The sequence below is a fragment of the Sorangium sp. So ce590 genome (assembly GCF_051521365.1).
Taxonomy (GTDB): domain Bacteria; phylum Myxococcota_A; class Polyangia; order Polyangiales; family Polyangiaceae; genus Sorangium.
This window is the reverse complement of the sequence record NZ_CP150346.1, coordinates 10,952,276-10,973,748: the sequence shown is the minus strand read 5'-3', so window position 1 is coordinate 10,973,748 and position 21,473 is coordinate 10,952,276. Positions and strand designations below refer to the sequence as shown.

Below are 21,473 nucleotides of genomic sequence, written 5' to 3'. Positions count from 1 at the left end.
AGGCGCCCAGACGAGCGCCGCCGTGCAGATGCGACAGGCGCGCCGGGGGTGCCGTACTTCACCAACGAAACCCGCCCCGGCCAAAACGAAAGCCCGACCCCCGAGAAGCCTGCGCAAACTCACGATGTCTCGTCAGGAAGCCCCTGGCCCAGCTCCTGCTTCTACGGGACACCGAGCGCCTGAGGGACGGTTTCCCCCCCCCCACCGTCGGACGGGCGCTCTTTTTTTTTCCGCGTCGCGTTGCCGCGGCGCCTCGCGCGGGCACGGCGCACGAGGCGCCGTGCCCCGGGGCGGTCACGGCGAGACGCAGGGGACGCTCGGCGCGGCCTCCGGCGAGAGCAGCGGCGGCAACCACCGCCGCAGCACCAGGGGCACCATGGCGTCGTGCGGCATGGGCTCCGTCGGCTGGAGCTGCTCGAGCTCGCGGAGCACGCCGGGCGCGGCAGGATGCGCCTCGACGCCGCTCTGGAAGGCGCGGCGGAAGTCGCTGATGGGGCGCCTGGCCCAGGTCATCGTCTGCCACGACACGACGACATGCGTGGTCGGCGACGACCGCGCGAAGGGGAGCGCGATGTCGACATCCATGCACGTGTCGACAACGAGCGCCGCGTGCACGGGCGTGGACGCGCGCAGGGCGGTCGCGACGCCGCCCGCGCTGTTGCAGCCGCCGCCGGAGTGGCCGGCGACGACGACGCGCGTGCGGTCGAGCGTCGCGACGCCGCGCAGCCGCGCGGCGGTGGCGTCGAGGAACACGTCCAGGTCGAAGGCCGGCCAGCTCGTCCGCGCCACCGCCACGGCCGCCGGGAGCACGGCGCTCGGCGCCGCGACGAGGATCGGCGGGATCCGGCCTGCCTCCATGAGCTCCGCCGCGATCCGGCGGAGATCGCCCTCCTGGCCGCCCCCCATCCAGCGGTACTTGATCTGCGCCGCGTTGGTGCCGTGCAGGAACACGAGGATCGGCAGCGGCCGCGCGGGGTCGGCGGCCGCCAGGCGGTGCACGAACGCCCGGCCCAGCCAGCGCTGCTCCGGCGGCACCGCGCTCGCCGCGGCAGCCCCGGCCTGCGCTGCGCCCTGCAGCGCCGCGCCGCTCGCCGGGGCAGGCGGGCGCTCGTAGTCGTAGGTCGCGCCGTCGAGCTGCCCCGCAGGCAGCCTCGGCCCCGCCTTCGCGGGGGCCACCGGCGCAGGCCTCGGCTGCGCCCCCGTGCGGCCCGGGAAGGACGCGGCCGCGAGCCCCGCCGCGAGCGCCAGGGCGGCCGCCCGCGGAGCGCGCCTCCCCCGAGGAGCGCGCGGCCCCCCGCGGCGCCCGGCGGCGGTCACGGCTGCTCCCGCGCCGGGGCCTGCCCCGGAGCGGACGAGGCGCTCGAGTCCCGCGGGATCGTGCGCTTCCGCTCGAAGGCGCGGGTCGGGTCGACCACCTTGACGTCGCCGAAGCGGCTCAGCATCGGGCCGATCACCTCGGCGTCGCCCACGGCGACGATCGCGGCGCGCGACGACCGCACGTGATCGGCCGCGACCTTGCCGGCGAGGGCCGGCGTTATGTCCCGGAGCTCCTTGCGGTAGCCGTCGTGATGGTCGTCCGGCAGGTCGAGCACCTGCAGCCTCGCGATCTCGTCCGCGAGCCCCGCGGCCGTCTCGATGCCGAGGCCGAGGCCGCCCGCGAGCCGCCGCGCCGCCGCGTCGACCTCCTCCTGCGACGGCGCCGTGGCCGCGAGCCGCTCGACGTGCTCGAGCATCGCCTGCGCGGCGAGGCCCGCGCGCGCCGCCGGAACGCTCGCGTGGGCCAGGAGCGGGACCGGGCCGCGCGCGACGTCGAGCGTCGTCGCGGACGCCGCGCGCGCCGCGCCGCGCGGCTCGAGGAGGTCGCGCGAGAAGCGCCCCGAGGGGCCGCCGAGCACCTGGCCCGCGACCGCGAGCGCGGGCCACTCCGGGGCGCCGCGCTCGGGGCCGAGGACGCCGAGGAAGAGCTCGCTCTCGGCGCTCTTCGGGCGATCGATGACCGTGAGCTTGAGCGACCTCGGGGGCATCGGATCGGTGAACGAGAGCGCCGGAGGCTCGCCTTCGCGCCGGTCGGCGAAGGCCTTCTCGACGGCGGCGCGCGCGGCCTCGGGCGTCGTGTCGCCCGCCACCACGACCACGGTGTTCTTCGGGACGTACCACGCGGAGTGGAAGGCGCGGCAGTCGGCGGCGGTGATCTTCGGGAGCTCCGCCGCGGTCGCGCCGAACGAGGCGTAGGGGTGCAGCTCGGTCGGGAGCGCGTAGAGGTCGCGGAAGAGGATCATCATCGCGCCCCAGCGGCCGTCCGCGTGGGCGCGATCCCTCGCCGCCTCGGCGGCGCGGGCCTTCAGCTTGGCGAGCTCCGCGGCGTCGAGGCGCGGCCGCTGCACGACGAGCCCGAGCAGCGCGATCGCCTCGGCGAGGCGATCGCGGGGCGCGCGCAGGCCGAACACCGTCGCGTCGAGGCCGGTGTCCACCCCGAGGGAGGCGCCGAGCGACTCGAGGCGCGCGAGCACCTCGCGGCCGGGGAGGTTGCCGGCGCCGCCGCGCAGGAGGAGCTGGCCGGTGAGCGCCGCGAGCCCCGTGCGCTCGCCGTCGGCCGCGGACCCGCCGTGGACGACCACCCGGACCTCCACGAGCGGCAGCGCGCGGTTCACCGCCGTGGCGACGCTCAGGCCGCCCGGGAGCTCGGCCCAGGCGATCGCGGGCATGCGCGCGGGGCGCGCGGGGCCGGACGGCGGAGGCGGCTCGCGGCGCGCGACCTCGGGCGGCGGCGCCGCCTCCGCGTCCTTCGCCGGCGCGGCCGCCTGCGCGGGCGGCCGCGGCGCGCTCACGGCGGGAGCGCAGCCGCACACAGCGGCCGCGGCGAGCGCCGCCGCCCAGGAGAGCCAGGGGCGCGCCGTCCGTCGCCCGCGCCGTTCGCGTCGGTTGCTTCGCTCGCTCATGACGTCACTTCTTCCTGGGTTTCGCCGTCTTCGCCGGCTTCTTCTTCGCCGCGGGCCGGGCCGCCGCGCCGCGCGGCTTCGCCTCACCCTTGCCCGGCGCGGCCTTCTCCTGGCCCTTGCCCGGCGCGGCCTTCTCCTGGCCCTTGCCGGGCGCGGCGTGCGCGCCGGCCAGCGCGCGCCTGGGCGCCCGCGGCGGCGGGGCGGCTCCCGGGATGGCGGGGGGGTAGATCTCCACGATGGTCCGGCGCGTCGGGCCGAGGTGATCGCGCACGACGCGCTGCACGTCCTCCCGGGTCACCGCGAAGTAGCGGGCGAGCTCCCCGTTCAGGTGGGCGGCGTCCCCGAAGAGGAGCTCGTGCTCGGCGAGCGCCCTCGCGCGCGCGCTCGCGCCCGCGAGGCCCGACACGAACGCCGACTGGAGCAGCCGGCGCGCCTTCGTCAGCTCGGCCGGAGGCGGCCCCGCCGTCCCGAGCGACCGGATCTCGCCCTCGATCAGCTTCTCGACGTCGCCGACCCGGGCGTCCTCGGCGAGCCGCACGTCGATGGAGAAGAGATCGGGCCCGCGGTGGCCGCCCATCGCGACCCGCACCGACCGCGCGACGGCCTTGTCCCCGACGAGGAGCGCCTCGAGGCGCGCGCTGTCGCCGGCGCCGAGCAGGAAGGCCGCGAGCGAGAGCGCGTGGTGATCCGCGTGCGCGCGCGGCGGGACGGCCCACCCGTAGAGGATGGCCGGAGCGCGGGCGGCGCTGTCCCTGACGACGCCGGTGCGCTGGCTCGTCTGCTCGGGGAACGGGACGTCCTTGAAGGGCGCGGCGGAGACGGCGGGGATGCCGTCGAAGTACCTGTGCACGAGCTCCATGGCCTCGCCGGCGTCGAAGCCGCCGGCAATGGCGAGCACCGCCCGGTTCGGGCCGTAGTGGGCGGCGTGGAAGTCGCGGGCCCAGGAGAGCTCGGCGCCCGCGAGGTCGTCCGCGTCGCCGAGCGCCGGGTGCTCGTGGGGCCAGTACCCCTGGAAGGCGAGCTGGCGCAGCCGGATCCCGCCCTGGCCGTAGGCGGCGCCGAGGATCGCGCCGCGGCGCTCCTGCGCGTCCCGGCGCTGGGCCTCGAAGCCCTGCGCGCTCAGGTCGAGCGACCTCATGCGATCGGCCTCGAGCCACAGCGCCAGCGCGAGCTCGTTCGCGGGCAGCGTCTCGGTGTAGGTGGTGCGGTCGACCTCCGTCTCGGCGTGGAGCTCGCCGCCGCGCTCGGCCACGAGGCGCTGGTGCTCGCCCGCGGCCACGTTGCGGCTGCCCCGGGCCATCATGCCCATCACGAGGCGCGCGACGCCGCTCCTGCCGCTCGGCTCGTCGCGCGAGCCGGCGTCGTACGTGACGGCCACCGCGACCGTGGGCGAGCTCTTGTCGGGGCTCAGCACGACGCGCAGCCCGTTCTGGAGCGTGGCCCGCTCGACGGGGATCGCGAGCTCGATCGGCGCCTCCGCCGGGGGTGCCGCGGCGCCCTTCGGCGCGGCAGCGGCGGCGCGCCGCGGGCGCGCGACGGCCCGCGGAGGCTTCGCGGCGGCGGCCCGCGGAGGCTTCGCGGCGGCGGCCCGCGGAGGCTTCGCGGCGGCGGCCCGCGGAGGCTTCGCGGCGGCGGGCGCGGGCTTCGCCTCCGCGGCGGGCGCGGGCTTGCCGGACGGCGGCGCGGCGGCGGCGGGAGGGGGCGCGCCTGCGCTCAGCAGGCCGAGCGCCGCGAGCCCGGCCGTGAGGGCACCGCGGAGCAGGGATCGGCTCACGGTCGTGGACACGGCAGGGCGATAGCACGTCGCCGGCCGGGCGCGCCCGCCGCGCGGCGCTGCGACCGCGCTTCACGCGGTCGGCGGTCTCGCGTAGGCTCACGCCGCAGCCCCCGAGGTCACGAGCGCGCGCCGCGCGCCGCCCCGAGCTCCGAGAGAACCGCCGATGCCCGACGTTCAAAACCTGATGAAAGCCGTAGTCGGCACGCTCGTCTTCGTCGCCGTGGGGCTGATCGTCTTCCTGCTGGCGTTCATGCTGATCACGAAGCTGACCCCGTTCTCCATCCGCAAGGAGATCGAGGAGGACCAGAACACGGCGCTCGCGATCGTGATCGGCTCGGTGATCCTGGGCCTCGCCTGGATCATCTCGGCGGCCATCCACGGCTGACGCGCGGGTCTCGGCGTTGGCCACCGCCGGGCCCGACCTCCTGGGCGCGCTGCCGGCCGGGCGGCGCGGCGCGGCCCGCGGCGCCTTCCTGTGGGGCCGCGGCGTCGACCTCGCGGTGTTCGGCGGCTCCGCGGCGGTCGCGCTCGCCCTCGCGGCGCTCTCCTCGGGGGGCGCGCTCCCGACCTGGGGCTTCCTGCTCTTCGTGGTCGGCGTCGACGTGGCGCACGTGCACACGACGCTCTTCCGCACGTACCTCGATCCCGAGGAGCTCCGCCGCCACCCGGCGCTCTACGCCGCCGTGCCGCTCGCCTGCTACGCCGCCGGTGTCGCGCTGCACCTCGCCTCCGAGCTGACGTTCTGGCGCGCGCTCGCCTACGCCGCCGTGATCCACTTCGTGCGCCAGCAGGTCGGGTGGGTCGCCATCTACCGAGCGCTCGCGGGCGAGCGCTCGCGCGTCGATCGCTTCCTCGACGACGCGCTCATCTACGCGGCGACCGGGTGGCCGCTCCTCTACTGGCACGCGCACCCGCCGCGCGCGTTCCGGTGGTTCGTGGACGGCGACTTCGTGAGCTCCCCGCGGCTCGCGGCCGCGGTGGGCCCGCTCGGCGCGGTGTACGCCGCGCTCGCCGTCGCGTACGTCGCCCGCGCGATCCAGCGGGCCTGCGTCGCGCGCGCGCCGCTCAACCTCGGCAAGCACGTGGTCGTCGCGACGACCGCGGCGACCTGGTACGTCGGCATCGTCGCCACCGACAGCGACTTCCAGTTCACGGTCACGAACGTGATCGTCCACGGGGTGCCGTACATGGCGCTCGTCTTCGCGTACGCGCGGGAGCGGGCCCGCGAGGCGCCGCGCTCGCTGCTCGCGCGGCTCGTCGCCGGCGGGCTCCTCGCCTTCCTCGGGTTCGCGCTGGCGCTCGCGTTCGCCGAGGAGATGCTCTGGGATCGGCTCGTCTGGCACGACCAGCCGGAGCTCTTCGGCGGCGCCGTGGACGAGCCGCTCCTCGGCCCCCGCGCGCGGGCGCTGCTCGTGCCGCTGCTCGCGCTCCCCCAGGCGACCCACTACCTGCTCGACGCGGTGGTCTGGCGCCGTCGCCATACGCGCCCCGCGCAGGCGCGCGCGCTCGGGTTCCGGTCCGGAGCCCTGGAGGGCGCGGACGGCGAGGGTGGCGAGGGCAGCGGGCGCGGCGGCAGCGGCGGCGGCGTGACGGACGCCGTGTCGGTTCCGGCGAGCCGAGAGGCTTGACCCGCGACGCAACTCCCGTAACCCTCGGCGCTTCGCATGGCTTCGCTCGCGGCGCCCGTGCTCCGGCCACGTCCCTCGCCCCCTGCTCGGGCGCGGAGCCAGCGCCGCCTCGCGCAGCCCGGAACCATGGTTCTGGAGAAGATCCGAAGATGCTGAGAGCATGCAATGCGTGCGCGGCCTGCGCCTGCTATCGCTTCGACGTGCTTGCGCAGTCCGGGAGAGGTGACAGAAATGAGTGAACCACGGCCAACCGACGGGCTCGGCGCGCCGCGCCCGACGCCGATTCCCTCGAATCCGCGCGCCCCCGTCCTCCTGGTCGACGACGACGCCGAGCTCCGCGAGCTGCTCCGCGAGATGCTCGAAGCCTCGGGCTACGATGTCTACTGCGCCAGCAACGGCAGGGAGGCGCTCGATCTGCTGCACGAGGCAGACCCGCCGCCCGGGCTCATCCTGCTCGACCTGATGATGCCGGTGATGACCGGCGAGGAGATGCTCGCCGCCTTGAAGCAGGTGCATGCGCTCGCGGCCATCCCGGTGACCATCGTCTCCGGCCACGACGTCCCGCCCGAGGGCACGGCCTACCTGAAGAAGCCCGTCGACTTCGGCGCGCTGCTCGGCATCGTCCAGAAGACCTGCGGCTAGCGTCTCCGCGCGCCGTGCCGAGCTCGCGCGGCAGGCGCGCGCCCACGCACCGGTCGAGCTCGGCGCTGCGCTCGCGCCCCCTCAGGCCGCCGGTGAAGCGCCGCCGTGCAGCACGGGATCGGCGCCGGCCCGCTCGCCGCGCAGCTCGGACGGCGCCGGCGACCGCGGGCTCATCGCCGCGAACGCCAGGAGCCCCACCACGGTCAGCAGGAGCGCGAGCGCGAACGCCGCCGCGAGGAACAGGATACCGAACGACGCGCGGTCCGCTCCACCTTCGCCCGCGCCCTGCTCCGGGTCCTCGTTGCGTCGCTCCGGCTCATCCACGCTTCGCCCTCCGCTCGGTGGTTGTGCTTACCGCCTCGCGCCGGATGGCGCAACGGACGCAGCGAGCACCCGCGGATCGGCCGCGTTCACGCGGGCGCAGCAGCGTCCCCGGCGGACCCGCGGGTGAGGACATTGTCTGTCCGGAAGGCCCATCGCCGTCCGCCTCCGGCGGCGATAGGTTCGCCTCCTCGGAGGGCGAGCGAATGGCAGAAGGCCGCACCAGCGACGCGGTGGAGAAGAGCGGACAGGCGAGCTCCGATCGCCTGTGGATCCTTGTCAACACAAGCCATCGTGAGTCAGCTCCAGAACGCGTGAGCGGCCGACGCCCGCGTGAAACCTTGGTTGTGCGCGACGGCGACAACGTGCTCGTCAGCGTCGATGTGGGCAGGGGCTCGGCGCTCGCCGTGCCCTTCAACAAGGCAGAGCCCGGCTGCCCGGAGACCACGCTCGTCGTGCGGCTCGCGGCCAGCTCGACGCCGTGCGCCCGATGCGTCGACGACAGCCTCGCCAGGGCGGCTCGGGAGCTCGGCGGGCTCGACGCGGAGAGCGTCTTCCGCGCGGTCCGCGCCGCGATCGCCGGCTGCGCGGAGCGCGCGCACGGCGAGCCGCCGGGCAGCTCGACCGACGGCGGACCTCCGCCCGAGAGCTCGGGGCCGCGGTCGTGCGGCGCGCTCCGCCTGGCGCCGGCCAACGCGCCTCACGTGCCCGCGGGGAGCGCGCTCCCGTCGGACAGCGATATCGATGTCATCCTGATCATCTGACCCCCTCCATATTCTTCGCGATTCTTCGCGCTGACTCACTCGGCCGCGAGATCGACGATCCGCTGCGCCGGCCACGCCTGGGGGGGGCGCGGGCGCGCCCGATAGAGAGGCCGACGAGGAGGCCAACGACGAAGACGTCGACGAGGAGCCCGCGGAGGCGTCGCCGTGAACGGCTCGCGACCTGCGGTCATGGTTCCTCCCGCCTGATAGCCCATCACCGGAGCGGGCCGCGCTCCGCCGCCCGCCTCCGCGGCGAGCGCCTTCCAAGAACCAGCTGCCCTGCTCAACGCTGCGGAGGTGGCGCCGCTGCCAGGAGGCCGACGAGCGCTCGCGCCTCGCAGGCCGGTGCGCGATGGCGCACGCTCTGGACGGTACGACCCACGTCCATGGTGGTGTTCTCGCCTGGATTCCGTTTGACGCCCGATCCTGTCATCAGAAGAATGGCCCGCGTCGCCACGTTGGTCGTCGGTTGCGGAGAGGGGAGAAGGGGACGGTGGGCACAGGAAGCCGGCGGATCCCATGGGTGGTCCTGGTCGTCCCCCCGCTCGTCGTCGTACCGGCGCAAGCGGTAGCGTACGAACTGAGCGCCGGTGTGAGCCTCGGGTGGCTCCAGGCCGGTACCATTCCGCGCCTCGCGGTGGGACCGCACGCGGGCATATCGTGGCCCATCCAGCGAGACCTCCTGTTCACGGTGCACGACCTGTGCACGATCCTACCCCCGACCCAGGAGGACGGGCCCGGGGTCTACAACCAGACCTCGGTTGACATCGGGTACGCGTGGAAGGACGGCAACGTCAGCGCGGGGCCGTCTGTCGCGTTCTACGTCATGCCGGCGTGCGGCGTCACCTTGTGCGGCCGCGTCGGTGGCTTGGCCGTAGGCGGCCACGCGCAGACCAACGCGTACGTCGCCGGACCGCTGGGGGTGTCGGTGAGCGTCAACGTGGATTGGGTCGGTCGGGGCAGCCTGGTGCTCCCGGGCCATGTGTCCGTCGTCGTTGTTGCTGGTCCTGTGCTTCGATGGAGTGAGAAATGAACGTGAGAAAAGTTCTATTATTGATCTTGGTCATCGCGGCTTGGGCGCTGGCGGCGTGCAACTGGACGATAGGAGACTGCTATCCTGTCGGGGAAAGAACTTCGGGCGCAGGTGCCGGTCCAGGCTCGGAGCCCCGCCCCATCTACACCTCCGCCGCATCCGGTGACTTCGGGGCCGACCCGCAGGGTGGCGGCGAGCGCAAGATCGCGTGCAACGAGTGGGAACTCGAAGACGAAGAGGAGAGACCGAGCGACAGCGACAGCGCGGAGAGGCCGACAGAGAGCCCGACGAGCCCGCCAGACCCGTGCCCCGAAGTCGGCGACACAGCCGGAGACGGAGCGATCGCCTTGAGCTGTAGCGATGCATGCAGTTCGAAGTGCCCGCCGCCTGGAATGGCCCCTTGGGTATACGTAGACTTCGATCCCGGGGACTTCCCGTTTGTTACCACCGTCAATGACCCAGGCACAGGTAAAGTCGGAGGGTGGCAAGAGGCCAGGGCCAACCTGAATTTCAGGAAACTCACTGTCCCGCATCCGGTCGAGAGCTGGAGCTGCCCTCTCACGATCAAAATGCCGATCCGGACTGAGAAGATGGGGCTAATCGATCCGGGCCTTGCAGCCAGCCTCAGTGAAGAGATTGCGGAGGCGGTCGCGAACGTCATGGATTACGACCTCCCGCAGGGGATCTTCTGCAAAGCGTTTGCCAAGAATGCGGACGCGGCGTTCAGGTCCACGTACCCGGGACTCGGAGCCAGGGTGACGAATCCATGAAGATAAATCGCTCCGAGCTGCTCGACGTCGTCTACCGCTTCTACCCGCGGGGCGTGCAGAAAATCATGCGCATCTATGTACCTTCCAACGAACCCGTCTACGACGACACGGAGGAGCACCGCCGCCTGGTGGAAGCCGCAAACCGCGGGCGAGCAGAGTACCCAACCTGGGAGGCCATGATTGACAGACTGGGGGTTCGATACAGCCTTCAGAACGAGTCGCTCAACCTGTTTGCGGGGGGGATCGACCCGGCGTACTCGGCCCGCATCTATCGCCCCCAGGACTCGGGGCCCGTTCCCTCGCTCAGCGACAGGGCTTCGCTCAGCTTCCACGTGAGCCTCCTCGGGCCCTATTATGGAATCCACAGTCGGGGCGAGCCCGACGAGATACCGGCGGCGGTCGCAGAAGAGATCGAGGCCACGTACCCCGGCTACCAGCCGATCCCGCCGGAGCTCGGGAACGAGGTGGTGCCGGATGTGGACATGGATGGCTTGATGATGGGCGAGGCGACGATCTACGTGTGCCTCTTCTCGGTCGTGTGGACTTGGGTGGATCCGTAGCTGTTCCCCTGGGTTCCCCTGGGTGGATGCCGCCCGCGTGGCCGAGCACGCTATTGGATGGACAGAGCAGACACATCGGTTCCAGGATTGCGAGTCTATGAAACACAACGTTGATGAGCTACTCGATATCGTCTATCAATACTATCCCCGTGGGGTCGGGATTATGGATGACGGCGATATCGATGTCCAGCTATGCGCGGAGACCAAGGAGCACGACCGGCTCGTGCGCGCGAGGATCCAGGCATCGAAGGGCGACCGATGGCGCTCCCTGCGGCGTCGCATCCAAGACGGATTCCCTGGTAGGTTCATGAACCATTCGCTGCATCTCCCCGGCGGAGGCTGCGACGCGTGTTACTCTTTTTCGATCGACATGCCGGAGTCCACGGGGCGAACGCTGTGGTTCCATGTGAGCTTTCTGGTTCCTTACTACATCGTCCATAGCTCGCGCACGATCGACATCGTGAAGCAAACGAGGGACTCGTTCTCGGTCAAGTTTCTAGGCCTACATTTCATCGTTCCGCGCAGCCCGTTCGATCCGAGGTTCGTCGCTCGTCCGGACGATGGACAAAAGTTCGCCATCATCGGGAGGGAATATGCCACCTTCGATCTGTTGCCCGATGAGCAGCCATGCGCGGAGTGGATTTCCGGCGACATCGAAGCGACCTTCGGTTGCGAGCGCATGCCGCCGGAGATCGGGACCGTGCTCGTGCCCGATGTGATGCCGGGCCTGCGTCTCCCCGGGGAGGCCAGACTCTACGACTGCCTGTTCACGGACCAGCACAGGTGGGTGGAGCCATCGCCGTCTGATGAGCCGGCACCCGGTGCGCAGATCGAGGCGAGCAACCTGACACAGCCGCTCATCGCGGTGCTCACGGTGCTCACGGCGCTCTACTGCATCTTGTGGCCCCTGATGCCAGAGCGGCAGAGCGGTTCTTGCTACTGCGTGGTGGAGACGGATGGAGTCCTTCGCAAGGACGAGTTGATCGAGGCGCTCGCGAAGATTCGCGTGCTCCTTGAGCCGCCGATGACTCCATGGGGCATCGCTGCCAAGCGCGAGTTCGAAGCTGCCACGCGCGCGCTCGAAGCGCTGGTCGCCTCGTGGGACGGTGACGGCGAGCCGCCGGCCGCCATGGTCGGCTGGGCCATGAGCTTCCTGGCGAGTTGGCCCGTGAACTCGGAGCCCGTGGCTTCGTCGTAGCACGACGGCTGGAAGTTGCCCCGATCAGCAGAAAAGCCGCCGAGATCGCCAAGAGGAGAGCGGGAGGGCCGTCCCGGCATGTCCCCTCCTACTCCCATGGTTTCCTGGCGTCACGGCCGTTCGCTTCGCTGCCTGCCTTCCTGCAATCGTGGTAGCCGTCGTGGAGGTCCGTGCCGTTCTCCCATGACGTGACTTCGGCTATTCAGGAAACCGAAGCGTCTCGACGGCGATGCCGTCCTCCCCCGTGATCACGTCGCCCGACCAGTCCCAGCTCGTGCCACCCGGGCCCGGCAACCCGATCTCCCAGGTGACCCCCTCCAGCGTCAGCTGGTCCTCGTCGAGGGTTGCGATGCCGATCGAGTCGCCGCCGCGCCCGGGGCCGCCGTAGCCGCCGTCGCCTCCGGGGCCGCCGCTGCCCCCCCTGGCAGGACCACATGCCGTCCCCCAAGGCGCCTCCTGGAGCGCCTCGGCCGGCTTTGCCGCCTTCTTCCGGCTCCCCGCCGTCTCCGCCTTGGCCCCCGTCGTTGCTGATGATGAAGCTATCGCGCACCGTCACCTTCGCGTGGAGCGCCACGATCGCGATGCTCGGCTGCGCGTTCCCGCCCCCTCGGCCGCCCCGCCCCCCGCAACCGCCCGCGCCTCCGGAGCCGCCGCCGGCGCCGCCCTTGGTGCCCTTGGTGGCCACGCCGCACACCGCGAGCCCACCGCGACGCCCGCCGCCCCCGCCGCCGCCTTGGCCCGGCATCCCCCGGGCGCCGTCGCCGGCCCCGTCGCCGTGCCATCCGGTCTCGTCGAGCCGCCCGCGGCCCTTCCCCGCAGCGCCGCGGCGCCCCACATGCCGCTTTTCCCGGTGGCGCCGCTGTAACAATCCCCGTCTGCCCGGTCGCCAGATCCTCCAAGCCCTCGTGCTGTGGGTTCGGCTCGGGTACGGGCTCGCCGTCCTCCCCGTCTCCGGCGCCGTCGGCGAGCCCGTCGCCCCCCTTGCCACCGGCGCGCGGGATCCCTCCCTCGCAGGAGTTCACCGCCCGAACCCCACCCGGGACCGTCGCCGCGGAGCACGCGTCTCCCCCAACCTGCCCGTCCGGCCCCGACACTGCCCGGCCCGGCGATTTGTCTCCATCGTGGCCCCCCAATCCGTAGTCGGATTCGATCCAGCTTCCGACGATCTCCACCGCGGTGCCCGACCGAACGATCATCCCGACATGCATTTGGCTGCTGAAGAACATGTGATCGATGATCGAGACCCCGTCCGCGGCCCCCGTGTCGCCGGCGTGGGCCGGCTCGACGATGAGCGCGATCTGCCCGACCGAGGGAAGGACTTTGCTCATGCCCTGCGACGGGCGTGGAGTGTCCTTCAGGGGTTCCCAATCGACGACATTGAAGCCTCCGTAGATATCCACCCCGGAGGGGAGCGTGATGGACTCCTCGAAGCCATCGCTGGTGGCGAACACGCGACCGCGCCCGGTGCGCGCAAGCTCGATGCCGCGCTGGAGGGAACGAACCGGCCTGTCCTTCGTGCCGGGGTTCGCGTCGTCACCGCCGAAAAACGGATGGTTGACGAACACGCCGCAGCCGTCGACCAGCTGACCCTTCGCAAGCTGCTGCAGGCAGACGGACTCGGGGACCGGATCGCCTCCACACGTCGAGGGTCCGTCGCACGGCGGCGCACCCTTCGGGTCGTCCACCCCCGGTGCGGTCCCGCAGCCGGCCGAGGCGAGCGGCAGAGCAACGACGATGAGGATCGCGGGATTCAGGTTCATGGGCATCCCTCGATGGCCGCGTGTCGCGCGGCGCGATTCAATGGATCGGCTCGCTCGCCGCCGGGAAGGCATACAGAGGAGCTCGTGGGCCGGGTTTCCCTGTGCCCACCTCGTTCTCCGTGCCGGCGTTCCCCGCGAGGCCACCGTTACCGGGGTCTCCGGGGACAATGGTGGTCCCGGGGTCGAACGGCGAAGTTGGGCACCACGTAGGCGATGCCGACGGACGCGCCGCCCAGCCCGCCGCCGGCATCGCCTCCGCGACCGCCGTGACCTCCCGCGCCGCCCTTGCATGCACTCCACATTGCATCAACAAAACCCACGCCTCCGTGAGCGCCCAGCTGACCAGCGCCGCCCGGTTGGCCCGTTCCGCCGACCCCGCCCTGGCCGCCATCGCCGGTGAACACGTCGGTGTTGGCGACGGTCAGGTCCGTGCCCTCCAGCGCGACGATACCGATGCTCGCGCCGCCATAGCCGCCGCCCCAGCCTCCCTTGCCGCCGCAACCCCCGCTTCCCCCCGAGCCGCCGGCCGCACCACTTTGGGGTCGGCTTGTCGGACACGCAAACATCTCCCCGCGCGACTTGCTGCCGCCACCACCGCCGCCGCCATAGCCGACGCCGCCCTTCGTCCCGTCCTTACCACGGACACCGATCCATCCATCGTCGCGGAGGAAGCCTGGACCCAAGGCGCCATCCGCACGACCACCGTCGGCGCCGTCTGCGCCATCGCCAGGGTCGGTGCATCGCGTTTGATCCGCGCCGAGCCCCGCGTGGCTGTCGCGCTTGGGATCCTCCGCGAGCGCCGGCTGTCCCGGTGCGCCATCGCCGCCGGCGTCGAGTCCGCCGTCACCGCCGTAGCCGCCCGTCGACTCGATGCCGTCGCCGCACACGGTGACCACCGGAAGGGCGCCCACGGCGGCGTCCACAGTACAGGCGTTCGCGCCGTTGTTACCTACGACGCCGTCCGTCGCCCGCTCGGTGTCCGCGTCCTCTCCCGGCTCCCCGTCCTTGCCGTCGCCGGCAACGATCACGCTGTCCTGCACGCTCGCCGTGGCTCCCGTGCTCAAGATGACCGCGATCGACGACTTTCCATCCGGCGCCGATGCGTCCGCCGCCCGCGCCGCGCACGCGGTCCTGGCCTGGGCCGCGCAGGTGTACGAGCTCGCGACGAGAGCGGGTGTACGTGGCTAGCTTCGCGGGTTTCCTGCTGCCTTCCACGTCGGTGTGGAGGCCTGCGCCGGCCGCGAGGGCCGGTCGTGGAAGGCGGCTCCTCGCGATCACAGCGGCCGCTTTCAAGGCGTGAAAGCGGTCGCTCGAAATCCGAGCGGGCCTTTTCAAGGCTCGGGGCAGGGTTCCGAGGATCCCAGCAGCCGCCTTCAAGCCTTGAAAGCAGCCACTCGCGCGCCGAGTCGGCCTTTCAAGCGTTGAAATCGCCGACTCGACCTCCGAGTCGCCGTCGCAACGCTTGCAGCAAGCGTTGCGAGGGCCGGATCGCTGGAATCAGGCGTCGGGCTGGGCCGCCGGCGTCCCAGGCGCGGTGGCGCCGCCGGGGGGGGCGGCCCCGGGTTCGGCGGGCAGCTCGTCCGACACGCCGCTCACGCGGTGGACCTCGGCAAGGTCGTCGAAGATCAGCGGGAGCAGCTCGGGCTTGCCCAGGTGGGCGAGCAGCCCCCGGACCAGCAGCTTGTTGGCGTCGTAGACCGCGAGCCACGCCCTGCGGGCGGCGCCGACCTCGGGGCCGACCTCGAGCTTCTCGACCCGGGAAGCCCGCTGCTGCTTCTCGAGACGCGAGAGCTTCTCGTGCACCTCGCCGATCTCCTCGAGCCACATCTCCGCCCCGCGGATCTTCGCCTTCTGTCGCGCGAGCTCCTCCACGATGTGCCCGACGCCGGCGGTGAGCTTGGTGAGCCGGCGGCGCGCGAGGACGCTCGGCACCTCGCCGCGGAAGAACAGCTTCGGGTCGACGGGGCGGCCCTTCAGCGAGTCGAGGTAGGACGCGAAGCGCGTCACCACGTCGCGCGCCTCCGCGAGGACAGCGGCAGAGTCGAGCTCAGGCGCCGGCTTCGGCTGCCGGTCGAGCACGTCCGCCATCGCCTGATCGGCGAGGAGCTGCTTGTCGACGGCGAACTCGATCACACCGTCAAGCGCGGCGATCTTGCCCATCAACACCGAAGCCATCTGCTCACGCGCGAACTTCCCGTACGCCTTGGTCTCGAACGGATCGATGTAGGGGTCTGCCATGAGTACCTCCAGAGGTAGGGTGAAGCGGCTCAGGGTCGCACAGCGCCGGCGAAGGGCGCAACGGCCGCGCAGGGGACCTCGGGCCCGAAATTTGGCCCGCCCTCTCCAGGCGTGCGAACCGGGGGATCGGAGACCTCTGCAAGGATGACCAGCCCTCGCTCCCACGCCGAGCTCGTCACGCTGCGTAAGCTCGCGCAGGACCTCGCCGCCCAGCGCAAGGAGCGCCTGTCGAGCGTGCACCTCCTCGCGGCCATCGCCCTGAGCGGAGGCCCCGCAGCGGACCTGCTCCACGATCGGCGGCTCGACGACGAGGCCCTGCTCAAGGCGACCCGCTCGGTCGACGACGAGGGGCCCGACCCGATCGGCCGGGCGATGGGGGGCGCGCGCGACGTCGCGAAGCGCGCGACGGCGAAGGAGCCCGCGGCGCTCCACCTGCTGCTCGCGCTGCTGTCCGACCGCAGCTCGGCCGCCCACCGGGCGCTCACGCAGTCGGGGGTCGACCTCGCGCGGCTGCGGACCTCCGCGCTCCAGATCGCGCTCGGCGTCGTGCAGGCGCGGCGGACCCCCGCGCGGGGGTTCCACGACGGCGGCGCGCCGGAGAAGCCGGCCGCGCCGGCCAAGGCGTCGCCGGCGCGCCGCGCCCGCGGCGAGGGCGATGGGCCGGAGCGCACGTCGCGCATGCCGGCCGAGCCGCGGCCGGCCAGGGGCGCCGGCGTCGCCGTGCCGGAGCTGCGGCCGTCGAAGCTCGCCGGCGTCGCCGTGCCGGAGCTGCGGCCGTCGAAGGGCGCCGCCGCGCCGGAGCCGCGGTCGTCGAAGGGCGCCGGCCCGGGCGTCACCGTGCCGCTGTTCCCGCCGCCGCGCCCCCGGCCCATCGCGGCCCCGGGCGCAGGCGAGGCGCCCCTCCCCGCCGAGCCGGCCGCGGCCCTCGCGCCCGCGCCCCGGCGCTCGCTCCTGGCGGACGACGCGCTGGCCTCGCCCGCCGTCCCGGCCGCCTCGCCCGCGGGGCGGCCGATCGCGGCGCTCTCGGCCGCCGCGAGCGCCGTCGCGGCGCGCTTCACCCTCGACCGCGGGCGCTTTCCGGCCCTCACCTCGCTCGGCCACAACCTCGCGCTCGCGGCGGCGCAGGGGGAGCTCGAGCCGATCGTCGGGCGCGAGCGCGAGATCGAGCAGGCGCTCGACGTGCTGGCCAAGCGCAACGCCAACAACCCCTGCCTCCTCGGCCCGGCGGGCGTGGGGAAGACCTCGGTGGCGCGCGGCATCGCGCACCGGCTCGCGTTCGAGGAGCGGGAGCCGCGCATCGTCGTCGAGCTCGTGCCCTCGGAGCTGCTCGCCGGCACGGGCGCGCGCGGCGCGCTGAGCGAGCGCCTGTCCACGCTGCGGGCGGAGCTCCGCGAGGCGGGCGGGCGGGTGATCCTGTTCATCGACGGCATGTCGGAGCTCTTCGGCAGCGGCGCGCTCGACGAGGCGATGGCCGAGCTCAAGCTCGCGCTCGCCCGCGGCGAGCTCACGCTGATCGGCACCGCCACGCCCGAGGAGTACCGGAAGAGCATCGAGGTCGACCCGGCGCTCGCGCGGCGCTTCACGATCGTCGAGATCGACGAGCCCGAGGAGGACGAGGCGTTCCTGCTGCTCCAGAGCGTCGCGGTCGGGCTCGGCGCGCACCACGGGCTCGCGTTCACCGACGAGGCGCTGGCCTCGGCCGTCGCCTGGTCGGTGCGCTACCTGCCGGGGCGCGCGCTGCCCGACAAGGCGCTCTCGATCCTCGACCTCGCGGGCGCGCGCACCCGCCGGCGCGCGCGAGCGCCCGCGAGCGCCCGCGCCCAGCTCCGCGAGCCCGCGCGGCAGGTGGGGCCCGCCGAGGTCGCCGAGGTGGTCGCCGAGCTCGCCGATCTCCCGGTCGAGCGGCTGCTCGAGACCGACCGCGAGCGGATGCTCTCGCTGGAGACGCTGCTCGCCGACCGGGTCGTGGGCCACGGCGAGGTGCTCGCGCGCATCGCCCGGGTGCTGCGCCGGAACGCGGCCGGCCTGCGCGCGCGCCGCCCGATCGGGTCGTTCCTCCTGCTCGGCCCGACCGGCGTGGGCAAGACGGAGACGGCGAAGGCGATCGCCGAGGCGCTGTTCCACTCGCCGGACGCCATGACGCGGCTGGATTTCTCGGAGTACGCCGAGTCGCACGCGGTCGCGCGCCTGGTCGGCGCGCCGCCGGGCTACGTCGGCCACGAGGCGGGCGGCCAGCTCACCGAGGCGGTGCGGCGGCGGCCCTACCAGGTGGTGCTGCTCGACGAGATCGAGAAGGCGCACCGCGACGTGCTCGAGGCGTTCCTTCAGGTCTTCGACGAGGGCCGCCTGACCGACGGCCGCGGCCGGCGGGTCGACTTCACGAACACGGTCCTCGTGATGACCTCGAACCTCGGCGCGGCGGAGGCCGGCGCGCTCCGATCCGAGCGCTCCGTCGGCTTCGCGCGCGCCTCCGCGGCCGTGACGCCCGAGCGCCTCGGCGAGGCGATGCTCTCCGCGGCCCGCGCCACGCTCCCGCCCGAGCTCTACAACCGCATCGACGAGGTCCTCAGCTTCGCGCCGCTCACGCGGGCGGACGTCGCCGAGATCACGCGCCGCCTGCTGGGCGGCCTCGAGCGCGAGCTCGAGGCGCGCGGCGTGGAGCTCGAGGTCGAGCCGGAGGCGATCGACGCGCTGCTCGACGCCGGCGGGTTCGATCCCGAGCTCGGCGCCCGGCCGATGAAGCGCACGATCGGGCGGCTCATCGAGGCGCCGCTCGCGGAGCTGATCCTGCGCGGCCAGCTGGAGGAGGGGTCCGCGGCGCTCGTCGGCGTCGAGCAGGGCGAGGTCGTTGTGGACGCGATCGCGCGGGCCGGCGAGCGGCGTTATGCCGCGTGCTCCAGCTGAAGGGCCCGCCGGCTACGGCGGCCCCGCCTCGATCGCCCGCCTGTACCGCTCGCGCCGGTGCGGCTCGCGCAGGATCTCGTAGGCCTCGTCGAGCACCTCGATGACCAGCCGCACGTCGTCGAGCAGGTCCACGGTCGCGGCCGTGAGCAGGGTGGACGGCTCGAACGCCTTCCTGAGCGCGAGGTACGCGCGGCGGATCTCGTAGTTCGTCGCGTCGCGCGCGATGCCCAGGATCGAGAAATAGTCGCCGTCCTCGACCAGCGCGAGCCGCGCCCGGACGCGCTGCCGGATCGCCTCCTCGTCGAGCGGATCCTCGACCGGCGGGGGCGGCGCCTCGGTGATCGACGGCGGGATGAGGACGTCGAGCACCTCCAGGCAGACGAGCGCGTAGACGACGCTCGCGTTCTCGGGCTCCGCCGCGCCCACGAGCTCGCCGACGCTCCTGCCGCGCGCGGTGCGCACGAGCTCCTCCTCCTCGCGCCGGAGCGCGCACTCGCCGAGCAGGTTGCGCCGGACCCCGTCGTCGAGGCGCGCGCCGGGGCCGCCGAGGCGGCGCAGGGCGACCTCGGGGGCGATCACACGGCGGATCGTCTCGACGAAGACCTCGGCGCCGGTCGCGCCGCCGAAGACGTTCGGCTCGGCCTTGAGGCGGCCCGGGGGCTCGGCCTCCAGATCGCACGTGCCGGCCTCGATGAGCACGACGTGGCCGATGACCCACTCGGCGTGCGCGCGCAGGACCGGCCAGAGGTCGTCCTGGCCGAGGTGGCCGTGCGCGATGAGCGCCGCGCCGGCGTGCCGGCCCGACGCGGGGAGCTTGCCCGCGAGCCGCGTCGCGACCTCGCGCTCCATGTCGCCCCGCCCGACGAGGAAGGCGAGCAGCGTCTCGTCCGGGATGCTCGAGCCGGCCGTGACGAGATCGCCCTCGTGCAGGACGATGCGCCGCGCGCCCTCCTCGGTCGTGATCGCGAGAGCGCCGGAAGAGCGGCTGCCCACCGCGCGGGCGAGCGCGCGCGGCGCGTCGCCCGGGCCGAGCACCGTGGTCGAGGAGGCGCCGCTGGAGATCGGCGCCTCGTCGTCGAGCTGCGGCAGCGGAGCGTGACCGAGCGCGCCCGTGCTGACCGTGGCGGGCGCGGAGGGCACCGCCGGCATGGGAGGCATGGGCGGCGCGGGCCCACGGAAGGCTGCGCCGGAGATCGCCATGGACGACGGCGCAGACAGCGGCATGCGGCCGAACGAGCCCGGCGCGGCGGGCGAGATCGGCGGGAGGAAACCGCGCCCGGGCGTCCCCGCGCCCACCGTGGCAGGCCCGCCGGCGGGCACCGGGGCGCGCCCCGCGGCGGCGGAGCGGACCGGCGCGGGCCCAGGCGGCAGCGGCTCGGGCTCGGCCCCGCCGCCCCCCGGCGGCAGCAGCGCGGTCCTCACCTCGACCGAGGGCGGCGACACGAACGCGACGCCCGGCGCGGGCTGCGGAGGCGGCGGAAAGCCGGGCGCGCGCGGGTCGCGGGCGCCGCGCGACCGGGTCGGCGGCGGCTCGGTGTAGCGCTGGCGGCGGCTCGGCTCGATCCGACCGGACGGGGCGCGCACCCAGTCGAGGTCCTCGCCGCGCGCGGGGCCCGGCGGCGCGCGGTCCCACGCGGGCTCCTCGCGCGGCGCGGGGGAGGGCGACCGCTCCCACGCGGCCTCGACGCGCGGCGGCGGCGACCCGAAGCCGGGGGGCCGGCCCGCGTCGCGCGGGGTCTGCGGCGCGGCGTCGCGCCCGCCGCTCCGACGCGCGGAGGCGCCCTGATCGCGCTCCTCCCTGCCGAGCAGGTGCCCCTCCCGGTCGATCGAGAACGCCGCGAGCTCGGGCCCGGCGCGCTTCGTCGCGTACGCCGCGTCGAGCGACGGATCGGCGTGGAGCTCGTCGTCGTGCTCGTCCTCGCCCGGCTCGGCGAGCTCGGCGAGGAGGTCGCCGGGCCCGGTGTTCTCGGCGCGCGTGGCCGACGGGTGCGGAGCGGCCGCGGCGCCGTACGGGTCGGAGCTGCCCCTCCGCTGCGAGCCCGAGCCGGCGGGCAGCGGCGCCTGGCCCGCGCTCGCGCCGGTGCGCGGCTCGTCCTCCTCCGGATCGAGCGGCTCGTCGAGGGCCGAGAGCAGCTCCGGCGACAGCATCAGGTCGACGTCCTCCTCGGCCGCCGGGATGCTCGACGGGCGCGCCTTCGCCGTGACCCGCTGCTCGGCGGCGACGAGGATCTCCTCGAGCTCCGGGCTGATCCGCGCCGGCAGGAGCCGCGGACCGACCTCCGCGCCGTCCTCCGGCGGCGGCAGCACCGAGCCGACGTCGAGCCGGTCGAGATCGCTGGAGAAGTCCGGGTTCGACGGGACCTCGTCGTCGAATGGGCCCGGGTAGTCCGCCGCCGCGGCGGCATGCTCCCCGCGGAAGCGCCCCGGCTCCGCGACCGCGCTCACGTGCGCGGCGAGCTCGGCGATGTCGACCGGGCGCTCGAAGACCTGCCCGAACAGCTGCGGATCGAGCTCCGCCGAGCGGACCGGATCGCCCACGAGGAGCACGGACGCAGCGACGCCGCCCGCCCGGAGGTAGAGCCGCTCGAGCGCCTCGATGGTGCCGGGCTCGTCGATATCGACGATCACCACGCGCGGCGCGTCGCGCGCGAGGCGCGCCTCGAGCTCGTCGATCGGCGCCGCGATCACCTCGAAGCCCCGGCCCCGCAGCGCCGCGCCGATCGCCGCGCCCTCCGCCGAGCCGTCGGCCACGAGGATGGTGCCCGCGCGCAGGCGCGCCTGCACGGCTTCGTGGTCGTCGCGGAGCTCGGACACGGCGGTCATCTCGTGGCGGCGGCCCAGCGGAGCAGCACTCAGGCCCCCGGTTCGCCTGGACTGTCAACGGTCGCAGGCGGGCTGTCAAACGTGTTCGCGGCCCCTCGGGTGTTCCCGCCGCAGGG

18 protein-coding genes are annotated in these 21,473 nt (G+C 73.6%); 10 read left to right on the top strand and 8 right to left on the bottom strand.

All coding sequences use genetic code 11. From position 1 onward, the window contains the following. Nucleotides 1-294: 294 nt before the first annotated feature. The 3 genes from WMF28_RS41650 to WMF28_RS41640 are packed head-to-tail and all read right to left on the bottom strand — an operon-like array spanning nucleotide 295 to nucleotide 4,725. Entirely contained in the window at nucleotides 295-1,317 is a 1,023-nt protein-coding gene (locus WMF28_RS41650) for a hypothetical protein (protein ID WP_437599297.1), read from the bottom strand. Then, complete coding sequence (locus WMF28_RS41645) at nucleotides 1,314-2,939, bottom strand: M16 family metallopeptidase (protein WP_437599296.1); 1,626 nt, start codon at nucleotides 2,937-2,939, stop codon at nucleotides 1,314-1,316. Before WMF28_RS41645 ends, WMF28_RS41650 begins: the two co-directional genes overlap by 4 nt. 4 nt (nucleotides 2,940-2,943) lie before the next feature. Next, nucleotides 2,944-4,725 (bottom strand): M16 family metallopeptidase, encoded by a 1,782-nt coding sequence (locus WMF28_RS41640; protein WP_437599295.1) that lies wholly within the window; start codon nucleotides 4,723-4,725, stop codon nucleotides 2,944-2,946. A 175-nt stretch (nucleotides 4,726-4,900) separates the two neighbouring features. Here WMF28_RS41640 and WMF28_RS41635 point away from each other — a divergent pair, with 175 nt between their 5' ends. The 3 genes from WMF28_RS41635 to WMF28_RS41625 all read left to right on the top strand — a co-directional run bounded on the left by WMF28_RS41635 (nucleotide 4,901) and on the right by WMF28_RS41625 (nucleotide 6,986). Continuing rightward, nucleotides 4,901-5,101, top strand: a complete 201-nt coding sequence (locus tag WMF28_RS41635) for a DUF350 domain-containing protein (RefSeq protein ID WP_437576826.1) — start codon at nucleotides 4,901-4,903, stop codon at nucleotides 5,099-5,101. 16 nt (nucleotides 5,102-5,117) lie between these two features. After that, nucleotides 5,118-6,344, top strand: a complete 1,227-nt coding sequence (locus tag WMF28_RS41630) for a hypothetical protein (RefSeq protein ID WP_437599294.1) — start codon at nucleotides 5,118-5,120, stop codon at nucleotides 6,342-6,344. A 231-nt stretch (nucleotides 6,345-6,575) separates the two neighbouring features. Next, the gene (locus WMF28_RS41625) at nucleotides 6,576-6,986 is read left to right on the top strand and encodes a response regulator (protein WP_437599293.1); all 411 of its coding nucleotides are present in this window, start codon (nucleotides 6,576-6,578) and stop codon (nucleotides 6,984-6,986) included. Nucleotides 6,987-7,067: 81 nt separating this feature from the next. Here the strand turns inward: WMF28_RS41625 and WMF28_RS41620 are convergent, their stop codons facing one another. Then, nucleotides 7,068-7,310 carry a hypothetical protein gene (locus WMF28_RS41620; RefSeq protein ID WP_437599292.1) on the bottom strand — a complete coding sequence of 81 codons (243 nt, stop codon included), beginning with the start codon at nucleotides 7,308-7,310 and terminating at the stop codon, nucleotides 7,068-7,070. Nucleotides 7,311-7,654: 344 nt separating this feature from the next. Here WMF28_RS41620 and WMF28_RS41615 point away from each other — a divergent pair, with 344 nt between their 5' ends. From WMF28_RS41615 to WMF28_RS41590, 6 genes are all read left to right on the top strand, one after another. Then, nucleotides 7,655-8,071, top strand: coding sequence for a hypothetical protein (locus tag WMF28_RS41615; RefSeq protein ID WP_437604368.1), 417 nt, complete (start codon nucleotides 7,655-7,657; stop codon nucleotides 8,069-8,071). A gap of 592 nt (nucleotides 8,072-8,663) precedes the next feature. Continuing rightward, complete coding sequence (locus WMF28_RS41610; protein WP_437599291.1) at nucleotides 8,664-9,104, top strand: hypothetical protein; 441 nt, start codon at nucleotides 8,664-8,666, stop codon at nucleotides 9,102-9,104. Next, entirely contained in the window at nucleotides 9,101-9,874 is a 774-nt protein-coding gene (locus tag WMF28_RS41605) for a hypothetical protein (protein ID WP_437599290.1), read from the top strand. Before WMF28_RS41610 ends, WMF28_RS41605 begins: the two co-directional genes overlap by 4 nt. After that, the gene (locus WMF28_RS41600; RefSeq protein WP_437599289.1) at nucleotides 9,871-10,434 is read left to right on the top strand and encodes a hypothetical protein; all 564 of its coding nucleotides are present in this window, start codon (nucleotides 9,871-9,873) and stop codon (nucleotides 10,432-10,434) included. Before WMF28_RS41605 ends, WMF28_RS41600 begins: the two co-directional genes overlap by 4 nt. Nucleotides 10,435-10,531: 97 nt before the next feature. Continuing rightward, nucleotides 10,532-11,632, top strand: coding sequence for a hypothetical protein (locus tag WMF28_RS41595; protein ID WP_437599288.1), 1,101 nt, complete (start codon nucleotides 10,532-10,534; stop codon nucleotides 11,630-11,632). Nucleotides 11,633-11,861: 229 nt separating this feature from the next. Then, nucleotides 11,862-12,020, top strand: a complete 159-nt coding sequence (locus tag WMF28_RS41590; protein ID WP_437599287.1) for a hypothetical protein — start codon at nucleotides 11,862-11,864, stop codon at nucleotides 12,018-12,020. A 151-nt stretch (nucleotides 12,021-12,171) separates the two neighbouring features. Here WMF28_RS41590 and WMF28_RS41585 read toward each other — a convergent pair whose 3' ends face one another. From WMF28_RS41585 to WMF28_RS41575, 3 genes are all read right to left on the bottom strand, one after another. Further along, the gene (locus tag WMF28_RS41585) at nucleotides 12,172-13,392 is read right to left on the bottom strand and encodes a hypothetical protein (RefSeq protein WP_437599286.1); all 1,221 of its coding nucleotides are present in this window, start codon (nucleotides 13,390-13,392) and stop codon (nucleotides 12,172-12,174) included. Nucleotides 13,393-13,538: 146 nt separating this feature from the next. Further along, a complete protein-coding gene (locus tag WMF28_RS41580; protein WP_437599285.1) occupies nucleotides 13,539-14,456 on the bottom strand; it encodes a hypothetical protein in 918 nt (305 codons plus the stop codon). Between the two features lie 433 nt (nucleotides 14,457-14,889). Next, entirely contained in the window at nucleotides 14,890-15,630 is a 741-nt protein-coding gene (locus WMF28_RS41575; protein ID WP_437599284.1) for a hypothetical protein, read from the bottom strand. Nucleotides 15,631-15,774: 144 nt separating this feature from the next. Between WMF28_RS41575 and WMF28_RS41570 the strand changes: the two genes are divergently transcribed. Continuing rightward, a complete protein-coding gene (locus WMF28_RS41570) occupies nucleotides 15,775-18,534 on the top strand; it encodes an AAA family ATPase (protein ID WP_437599283.1) in 2,760 nt (919 codons plus the stop codon). A 12-nt stretch (nucleotides 18,535-18,546) separates the two neighbouring features. On the opposite strand, the gene WMF28_RS41565 is transcribed toward WMF28_RS41570, so the two are convergent. Continuing rightward, nucleotides 18,547-21,348, bottom strand: a complete 2,802-nt coding sequence (locus WMF28_RS41565; protein WP_437599282.1) for a hypothetical protein — start codon at nucleotides 21,346-21,348, stop codon at nucleotides 18,547-18,549. Nucleotides 21,349-21,473 lie beyond the last annotated feature (125 nt).